Here is a 2830-nt window from a genome sequence, read left to right as displayed (position 1 = left end):
GGATTACTCAATAGTGAAATCAGGGTTTAACTGGTTTGGGCTTGTTTTTTTTATTGAGTTTATCAATGGCTTTTACTACTACTGCAGCTCGATTAACAGGCATCAATTCAACACCCAACGCTGCTTCCAGTTTCGTAATGGTTTGTAGCGTCAGATTTTCACTGCCTTGTAGTATTTTGGTGACCTGTTGAGGAGAAACGTCCATCCGTTGGCCTAACTCCTTTTTAGTGATATGTAGTGCATCTAAAGCATGTAATACAGCGCTCGCAATGGCGCCGGATTTATATAACCATGCTTTATTTTCCCTGCGGAAATTTACCCATTCCACAAAGTCCGCCGACTCATCATCGGTAACCAATGCATCCAGTTTTTTTCTAAGTTCATTCATAATATAGTGTTTAAGTCTTCAGGGATATAAATGTCGTTGGATTGAAGAAATATTTTTGCTCGTTCCAATTTATTTAATTCCGCTTGTAGATGCGGTGCCTGCATGTTGTGGGTTAGCTTAATGGCGCCGCCGGTGATGATAAAGCAATTCCTTTCTAATCGTAATGCATATAACCTTAACCAGCTCCTTTTTATTTTTCCTTTACTTTTTTGAAGAGAAACCAACCGATACTCGCTGTTGTATAATGGCTGGAATATAACTTGCAATTCATATTTACCACCCTGGCAATAAGTTAATAGCGCATCTTCAAACTGATCTGCATCTATCATCGTGGTGGATATTGCCTCTTCAATGCTCATGTCACCCCAGAATCCTTTTTGAAGATCTGTTATGTGGCTATTGAAAAAAGTATATAGCGATTCATGATCACGCCAATACTGGTTTGTGCGTCTATATTCACTCATACCGGATTGGTCATATTGCATGGAATATAGTCCGCCAGGTCTGGTATTAATTGCTGAAACAAAGATACTTTTAATTTTCATAAAATCAACTTATAGGTTTAGTTTTTTGTTAAAAAATAACCTGAGTGAAAAGTTGATTTATGGGAAAGGAAAAAATGAATCAGCTATGAGTACTGCTGATAACTAAAAGTAGTGAAGTTTAATAACACAAAAAAATAAATCCGCTAACAATCCTTCTCCGCCTGTATTTGCGCTACATACCGTGATGGTAGTATGCCGAACTGTTTCTGAAAATTCTTTCCGAAATTAGTCAGTGATCCGAAGCCACTCAGCTCGGCGACTTCATTAATTTTATACGCGCCGGTGGATAATAATGTGGCTGCTTTTTTGAGACGCGCAATGTTAATTAGTTCATGTGGAGTAAGATCTGATATTGCTTTTATCTTTCTGTAAAAAGTAGGACGGCTCATGTTCATGAAATCGGCCAGTTGTTCTACATCCAGATCCATGTTGGTCAGATGTTGATTAATGAGGTCATGGAGTTTTTCGAGGAATTGCTCATCTGCATTGGTATTGGCCATGCTGCGCAAATGCACCAGTGGCGTGCTGGCATAATAGGATTTTATTTTATGCCGGTTGCTCAGCAAACTCGCGATTTGTGCCTGCAGGAACTCAGGTGAGAATGGTTTTTCTACATACGCATCTGCACCCAGTTCCAGCCCCTCGATTTTAGATTGCAGGGTGTTGCGGGCGGTGAGCAGTATAACCGGAATATGACTGGATTCCACACCGGATTTAATGATACGGCATAGTTCAAAACCATCCATCACCGGCATCATCACATCACTGATCACCAGCTGTACGGGCTGTTCCTGCAATATTTCCAGCGCCGCCGCTCCATGCAAGGCCGTGGCTACTTTGTATTTTTCTTCCAGGTCATCGGCGATGAAAGAAAGGATTTCTTCGTTATCATCTACCAACAGTATCAGTGGTTTATTTTCCATGTGCTTAAATTAAATTCTATTTCCTGGTGGATAGGTAAGGTAAGTGAAAAAACGTTGAGTCCTGCTTCTGCAGCGATCAGTTCCAGACTACCTTTATGTAATATCGTCAGCGACCTCGATAACGATAAACCGATGCCAGTGCCGGATTGCGCTTCCGTTTCCTTCGCCCGGAAAAAAGGCTCGAATATTTTTTCCTTCATCTCCGGAGGAATAATATACCCATCATTTTTTACCAGTATGGTAAAGGTAGTATCTTCTGCAGCTATCGGCAACAGGTGTATAGATGCTTTGGTGGCAGCGTATTTGATGGCATTGTTAATAAGATTGCCTAATATTTTGTGCAATGCTTCTGCATCTACATAAGCAAAGAAATGCAGACTGGATAATTCTATTTTGAAACGGATATTTTTTTGCTCTGCTGCCGGCGTAAATCGCAGGTGGTTTTCTTTCAGTAAATCAGGAATATCTGTGCGCACAAAATTCAAACTAAAGCCATTGATCTCCGTTTTGCGGAAGTCGAGGAGCTGGTTGGTTAAATCCAGTAAACGATCGGTATTGCGTTCCATGATCCGCAGGTTTTTTTGGATCAGCGGCACTTCTTCCGATTTGCGGATCACCTTTTCCATAGGACCTTTGATCAGGGTCAGCGGCGTGCGTATTTCATGCGCCAGGTGGGTAAAGAACTCTATCTTTGCCTGGTATACTTCTTTCTCTTTTTCATGCGCCAGCAACTCCAGTAACCGTTTTTGTTTTTGTAATGCCCGTTGATGATACCAGCGGATAATGCCATAAATAATACTGCATAGAAAAATTACATACACCGCATATGCCCAGTAGCTGGCCCAGAACGGCGGTAATATCCGGATGAAAAGCACGCGGGGAGATACACTCCAGCTACCACCACTGTTTGCCGCTTTCACCTTAAAACGGTAAATGCCCGGAGATAGTTTGGTGAAATATACTTTGCGATTGGT

4 protein-coding genes are annotated in these 2830 nt (G+C 41.6%); all 4 read right to left on the bottom strand.

The window, feature by feature from the left end:
- Window positions 1-19: 19 nt before the first annotated feature.
- Window positions 20-388, bottom strand: a complete 369-nt coding sequence (locus tag VIP81_RS14900) for a helix-turn-helix transcriptional regulator (RefSeq protein ID WP_331962124.1) — start codon at window positions 386-388, stop codon at window positions 20-22.
- The gene (locus VIP81_RS14895) at window positions 385-933 is read right to left on the bottom strand and encodes a hypothetical protein (RefSeq protein WP_331962121.1); all 549 of its coding nucleotides are present in this window, start codon (window positions 931-933) and stop codon (window positions 385-387) included. The genes VIP81_RS14900 and VIP81_RS14895 overlap by 4 nt, the downstream gene beginning before the upstream one ends.
- Window positions 934-1076: 143 nt before the next feature.
- On the bottom strand, window positions 1077-1856 hold the full coding sequence (locus VIP81_RS14890; RefSeq protein ID WP_331962118.1) for a response regulator transcription factor: 780 nt from the start codon (window positions 1854-1856) through the stop codon (window positions 1077-1079).
- The coding region (locus VIP81_RS14885; RefSeq protein ID WP_331962115.1) for a HAMP domain-containing sensor histidine kinase at window positions 1838-2830 on the bottom strand (993 nt) is incomplete at its 5' end. The genes VIP81_RS14890 and VIP81_RS14885, both read right to left, overlap by 19 nt.

Source organism: Chitinophaga sp. (assembly GCF_036566945.1).
GTDB lineage: Bacteria > Bacteroidota > Bacteroidia > Chitinophagales > Chitinophagaceae > Chitinophaga.
The sequence above is the reverse complement of the archived record's forward strand: the minus strand, read 5'-3'. Positions and strand labels throughout refer to the sequence as shown.

Excerpts from the sequence above, each read along its gene's own strand:
- VIP81_RS14900 (WP_331962124.1), bottom strand. The coding sequence starts at position 388 with ATGAATGAACTTAGAAAAAAACTGGATGCATTGGTTACCGATGATGAG.
- VIP81_RS14895 (WP_331962121.1), bottom strand. The coding sequence starts at position 933 with ATGAAAATTAAAAGTATCTTTGTTTCAGCAATTAATACCAGACCTGGC.
- VIP81_RS14890 (WP_331962118.1), bottom strand. The coding sequence starts at position 1,856 with ATGGAAAATAAACCACTGATACTGTTGGTAGATGATAACGAAGAAATC.